We start from the raw sequence: 5,214 nt of genomic DNA on the forward strand, positions 1-5,214 counted from the left end.
GAACTATTTTAGAGGTTTAGATAATACTAAAAATTCAATAGTTAAGCAACATATAGAGAATTTTTTCCAAATCTATTGGAGTGCTAGTGAATATGATGGAGATTATAAAAAGGCTTTTGATGAGGTTGAAAAGCGATTAGCAGGAGCAAAAAATAGCCGATTTTTTACCCAATTAAGAGAGGTTGGTAGAAAATGCTCTATTTGTGGAGAGAGAAATATAGCTGTTTATAAAAAGCCTATGAGATTTTATATCAAAGAGCAGATAAAAAATCTTTTGAGTGCAAAAAGAGAGGATAATCTACAGCATGGAGAGGGGCTTTGTGGTGTCTGTTATGTCAAACGAAGAAGTATAAAAAAAGGTTTTGACTCTACGGCTGAAATTGCTATTATGAATATTCCTTTTGAGATACGAGAACAATATAACTATTTACATAATGATAGTCAACTATTTTATGAGGAGAATCTAAATAAAAATTATTTTGAAAAAAATGATATGGAATATCCACTAGATGATTGTCTAAAAGAGTTTAAGCAGTTTCAAAAAGAGATAAAAGATAACTATAAACAGACCTCTTATTATGCTGTTGTGATGTTTGATGGTGATGATATGGGGAAATGGTTATCAGGGCAAAGATTAGATGATAAAAGCAAACTAAAAGAGTTTCATAAAGATATTAGCCTTAATTTAGCTACTTTTGCAAATAAAGCAAGAGATATACTAAAAGAGCCAAAGGGTATGACTGTTTATGCAGGTGGAGAGGATTTTTTGGGATTTGTAAATCTTGATAATCTATTTGATGTATTAGTAGAGTTAAATAGTCAATTTAGAGAGTTGATTAGTGAACCTCTAAAAGATAAATATCAATTAAATGATGATTTTACTTTTTCGGCAGGGGTAGTTATTGCCCACTATAAAACTCCTCTAGGAACTGTTTTGAATGAGGCTCGAAAATCAGAGAAAAAGGCTAAAAAAAGTAGTGGTAAAGATGCTGTCTGTTTGACTGTTTTAAAACGGTCGGGGGAGATAAGAGAAGCCATTATAAAACATAAAAAAATTAAAATGGTGCAAGATATTGTAACTCAACTAAAAGAGAATTTTTCGGACTCTTTTATATCTAATTTAGAGAGGGAGTTTTTGATTATGCTTGATGATAAGGGGAATTTAGACTTAAAAAAATCTCTAATAACTACCGAAATAGCAAGGTTATTAAAACGCTCAAAGAAAACAGAAGATGTAAATATAGATGAGATGAAAGAGTTGGTTTCTGCTCTTTATACAAAAAGTTTTAGAGATTTTTCAGATGCTCTAAATATTGCAAAGTTTATAAATAGGGAGATTTCATGACCATAGAGATAGAAGCTTTGGATACTTTGATTTTTCAAGATGGAAAGCCTTTTGACAAGTCTGGAGACAACTGGGGTAATAGTTTATTATTGCCTACACCATCAACACTTTATGGAGCATTGAGAGCAACTTATTTTGCTAACGATATTGATGAACTCTCAAAAGCCAATGAAGATGATGACCCAACTAAAAATTTAAAGATAAATTTTATTGGATTAAAATATCAAGAAAAATTAATTTTTGCAATACCAAAAGATTGTGTTGAATCAAAAGGAGAAGTAAAAACTTTAGATTTGGAAGAAAATTTACTTACGAATAGTCCTCTCAAATATACTTTCTTTTCAAAAGATGAGATTGAAAGTATAGATAAAGGGTATTTGAAAAATAGTAATTTTAAAAGATATTTATCTGGTAAAACTATTGGTTCTTTTGAGGTTGAAGATAGTTTGGTAATAAAAGAAAATAAAATAGGCATAGGGTTAAATAGACAAACAAAAACAACTGGGGAGGGGTTGCTTTATAGAGTAGAGATGTTACGCTATAAAGATTTAAAAATTGTTATTAGTTTTGATGGATTAGATTTAAATGAGAATGGACTTATAAAACTTGGAGGAGAAGCAAAAGGGGCTAAATATCAATCATTAAATAGTTTAGATATACCAAAAATGGAAAAAATTAATAGTAATATTTTTAAACTTTATCTTTTGACTCCTGCTATTTTCGATAATGGTTGGTATCCGTGTTGGATAGATAAGGATAATAATTTTATAGGAGAGTTTAAAGATTTTAAAATAAAATTAATTGCTTGTGCTGTGGGGAAATATCAATCTATTGGTGGATTTGATATGAAAACAAATACACCAAAAGAGATGTTTAAAGCAGTTTCTATTGGTAGTGTTTATTATTTTGAAATTTTGAAAGGAGATAAAGATAAAGTAATTGAAACTTTTAATCTCTCATCGATTTCAGATTACAAACAAAAAGAGGGCTATGGATTGGTCATAATTGGAGATGTGAAATGAAAAAGATTATAACAACGGTTGGAACATCGCTTTTTACAAATTATAATGATGAAAAAAGTGAAAGACTTAATAAAGATATTGAGAATCAGCCTTATAGTGAATATAAGGAGTGGGAAGATGAAATTGGTGAAATAAAAGATAAGTTATTAGATTTTGCTAAAACTGAAAACTCTTGTGCAGAACTTACAAGCATAACAAAGCTTCAAGAGAAATATGAAGAGATTGAAGTTTATTTGATTGCTACAGATACGATTGAGTCGGTTGTAGTTTGTGAAGTATTAGAAGAAGTTTTAGATAATATAAAATTTAATCATCAACATAACATAATAGATAAATTACAAGTAGAAAATTATAAAGATTTTAAAGATGGATTATTAAATCTAATAAATAGACTTTATGGTATTGCATCTAATTATTATGGTAATTTGATTTTAAATATTACAGGTGGATATAAAGCAGTTATTCCATATCTTACAATTTTTGGACAGGTTAACTCTGTACCACTCTATTATGTTTTTGAGAATTCTGACTCTTTAATCTCTATTCCAAAAATTCCTTTGTCAATAGATGAAGCGTTGTTTGATAAATACTGGAAAGAATTTGAACAACTATCAAAAGAGGAAGTTGTTAAAAAATCATCTTTAGATTATAATTTTTTGAGAGAGATAGAGTCTCTTTTTGAGGTAGATGATGGTTTAGTAGCCTTAAATCCATTAGGTACTATTTTGTGGAGACGATATAGGGAGAAATTTTTTATCTTTTATGCACCAAAAGAGGTTTTAGAAGAGATTGCAAAACAGAGTGATATTCAAAGAATATTGGAGACAAAATTTTGGCAAGAGACACGAGAGAGTAAAACAGAGAGAAAAAATGGTCATTTGGTTTATGATGATGGAAACAATGTTAATAGAATTTTTTATTTTAGTGATGATGAGGTTATCTATGTGTATAAAACATTTGATAGTGGTCATGATGAGTATGAAAAATATATTAACAACAGTAGTGTCAATAAAGAAGAGATAAAAGAGAACTCTCTAACAAACAAAATAGAAAAAAGGATAGAAAATGTTTAAACAAGCAAAACCGTTTTATATACATACAGTAACACCTATGCATGTAGGTAGTGGTAGTGATTTGGGAATTGTGGATATGCCAATTCAAAGAGAGGGGCATACAGGTTTTCCAAAAATAGAGGGAAGTAGTTTAAAAGGAAGCATAAGAGAGGCTTTTGAGCTAAAAGGTAGAACCGATGTAGATGTATTGTTAAAAACCTATATGAGTTTTGGTTACGACGAGAGTAATGCACCATCTGAAAAGAATAAAGCCCCTTCGGCATTGATTGAAGTATTTAAAAAAGCTTTTCCTGAAAAATCAAATAGAGAATTTGCAGGGGCATTAGGATTTAGTGATGCTAGGATTTTACTTTTTCCTATTAAATCAGCTAAAGGAATTTTTGCTTGGATTACTTGTCCGTCTGTTTTAGATAGATTTGTACATGATTTAAAAATCTCTAAAAATGAGCAAACTTTTGAGATAAAAGAGAATACAATTACTAAAAATTCAAAAATAAATATTGATGAAAATAGTGTAATTTTGGAAGAGTATCAAATTTCTATTACCAAAGATGAAAATACTCAAGAAATAGCAGAGTTTTTATCAAAAGAATTAGACAACAAAGAGATAGAAGAGAAATTAATTATTTTAGATGATAATGATTTTAAGGATTTTATCACTCTCTCCACAGAAGTTATTACTAGAACAAAAATCAATAATCAAACAGGAGTTGTTAAAGATGGAGCATTATTTACAGAAGAGTATTTACCAAGTGAAACTATAATGTATTCTTTGGCTTTGGCTTCTCCTATAATGGCAAAAGATATTACTCAAATTCAAAATTTAAAAACTGATGATGAGGTTATGAGTTTCTTTACTTCTACTATACCGCCTACCATTCAAATAGGTGGAAATGCAACCATTGGAAAAGGGATAGTATCTATAATTATAGGAGGAAATAATGCCAATTAGAGATATAGAAAAAAAGAGAGCTATTTTTGCTTATGAAAAAGTTGATGAAGCAATAATACAGGCAGAAAAAGACAAAGAGGATAATACTAAAAGGAAAAAAGAGAAAATTCAAGATTCAGAGTATAAATCTTATTGCAAAAAAATCCCCTCTTTAATCCAAACAAATGGACTTAGTGCTACTTTTGCATTTATGTTTTCTAAAAAAACAGGTACTTATATTTATATTTATAATCAAGTAGATGAGTGGTTAAAAAAGAGATATGACAAAGATAATATGGAGCTTGTAGAGTGGTGTATCAAACTTGATTCTAATAAATATAGAAAAGTTACAATTGAAGTTTTGGCTCTATTTAATTGGCTTAGACGATTTGCTGAGGGTAGAATTTCAAAGGATTAATATGAACTATTTTATACCAAAGGATACAAGTAAATTATTAGATAAAAATAATTTAGTGGCTAAAGATATTGATAATTTTTCATTACAACTTAATAGATTTGTTAGAAAAGATTTATTTAACATAAAAAATGAGTATGAAGGGGTAAGTTTTAATACAAATATTGAAACAAAAAGAGTAGATAAATATTATGATACTCTTGAACTTACTCATTATGAAAAAGATTCAATTTTTGTAAAAAATGATTGGAAATTAACCTTAGGTATGGGAAATGGTTCTGTTTATAATACATCTATTACTCTTCATCATATTTACGGAATCCCTTATCTCCCTGCTCAATCAATCAAAGGAGCATTTAGAAGTTATATAATTCGTAACTATTCAGCCAAAACCCCCAAAATATGCTATAATGTTAAATAGATTATGA

At 28.9% G+C, this 5,214-nt stretch carries 6 protein-coding genes; all 6 read left to right on the forward strand.

Translation table 11 applies throughout. The features are described from left to right. Nucleotides 1-1,345 (forward strand): type III-B CRISPR-associated protein Cas10/Cmr2 (gene cas10 / locus AC30RD_RS06045; RefSeq protein WP_489493455.1); only part of this gene is annotated, 1,345 nt, incomplete at its 5' end. After that, on the forward strand, nt 1,342-2,367 hold the full coding sequence (gene cmr3, locus AC30RD_RS06050; RefSeq protein ID WP_489493457.1) for a type III-B CRISPR module-associated protein Cmr3: 1,026 nt from the start codon (nt 1,342-1,344) through the stop codon (nt 2,365-2,367). The genes cas10 and cmr3, both read left to right, overlap by 4 nt. After that, the gene (locus tag AC30RD_RS06055) at nt 2,364-3,440 is read left to right on the forward strand and encodes a putative CRISPR-associated protein (protein WP_489493459.1); all 1,077 of its coding nucleotides are present in this window, start codon (nt 2,364-2,366) and stop codon (nt 3,438-3,440) included. Before cmr3 ends, AC30RD_RS06055 begins: the two co-directional genes overlap by 4 nt. Beyond that, on the forward strand, nt 3,433-4,392 hold the full coding sequence (gene cmr4, locus AC30RD_RS06060) for a type III-B CRISPR module RAMP protein Cmr4 (RefSeq protein ID WP_489493460.1): 960 nt from the start codon (nt 3,433-3,435) through the stop codon (nt 4,390-4,392). Before AC30RD_RS06055 ends, cmr4 begins: the two co-directional genes overlap by 8 nt. Beyond that, nucleotides 4,382-4,789: a type III-B CRISPR module-associated protein Cmr5 gene (cmr5, locus tag AC30RD_RS06065; RefSeq protein ID WP_489493461.1), complete on the forward strand. Its 408-nt coding sequence runs from the start codon at nt 4,382-4,384 to the stop codon at nt 4,787-4,789. The genes cmr4 and cmr5 overlap by 11 nt, the downstream gene beginning before the upstream one ends. Before the next feature lies 1 nt (nt 4,790). Next, nucleotides 4,791-5,207: an RAMP superfamily CRISPR-associated protein gene (locus AC30RD_RS06070; protein WP_489493462.1), complete on the forward strand. Its 417-nt coding sequence runs from the start codon at nt 4,791-4,793 to the stop codon at nt 5,205-5,207. Nucleotides 5,208-5,214 lie beyond the last annotated feature (7 nt).

The sequence above is a fragment of the Nitrosophilus sp. genome, from assembly GCF_982775275.1.